Source organism: Pseudomonas sp. RIT288 (assembly GCF_000631985.1).
Taxonomy (GTDB): domain Bacteria; phylum Pseudomonadota; class Gammaproteobacteria; order Pseudomonadales; family Pseudomonadaceae; genus Aquipseudomonas.
The window spans coordinates 1-673 of sequence record NZ_JFYN01000024.1; the positions used below are offsets into that span (position 1 = coordinate 1).

The window sequence follows — 673 nt, forward strand, 5'->3', positions numbered from 1 at the left end:
GCCGATGACGTTTACAAAGACGCCGGCAAGGTCGAAGTCACTATCAAGGATGCGTCCGGCGGCAACTTCGAGAATCTGGTGCCAAGCACTGCTCCAGCCGTCACTGAAGTCACTGACACCATTGACACCACCACGGTCAAACTGACCGCGACCGAATCCGCTGCTGAAGGTGGCACCGTCACCTACACCGCTACCGTTGGCGCCCCCGTTACCGGTTCGCCAGTCGTGGTGACCTTGGCCAATGGTCAGAACATCACCATCGAAGTCGGCAAGACCACCGGCACCGTGACCACCACCGCGCCGAACGATGCGCTGAACGGTCACGAACCGCTGACTAACGCGATCACTGACGTGAGCGGCGGCAACTACGAAAACCTCGTCGCCGACAAAACTCCTGTCAGCACCAACGTCACCGACACCGTCGACACCACCAACCTGTCGCTCAGTGCGACCGGTACCGTGGCCGAGGGCGGTTCTATCGTCTACACCGCGACCCTGACCAATCCAGCCGGTACTCCGGTGACTGTGACGTTGAGCAATGGCTCCATCATCACCATCGAAGCCGGTAAAACCACCGGCACCGTGACTGTTCCAGCGCCTGCCGATGACGTTTACAAAGACGCCGGCAAGGTCGAAGTCACGATCAAGGATGCGTCCGGCGGCAACTTCGAGA

Annotated in this window: 1 protein-coding gene; it reads left to right on the forward strand. The window is 59.9% G+C overall.

What is annotated here, in order from left to right; genetic code table 11:
- Positions 1 to 673, forward strand: a 673-nt coding sequence (locus BW33_RS18390; protein ID WP_047600344.1) for an immunoglobulin-like domain-containing protein, incomplete at both ends; no start/stop codon positions are given.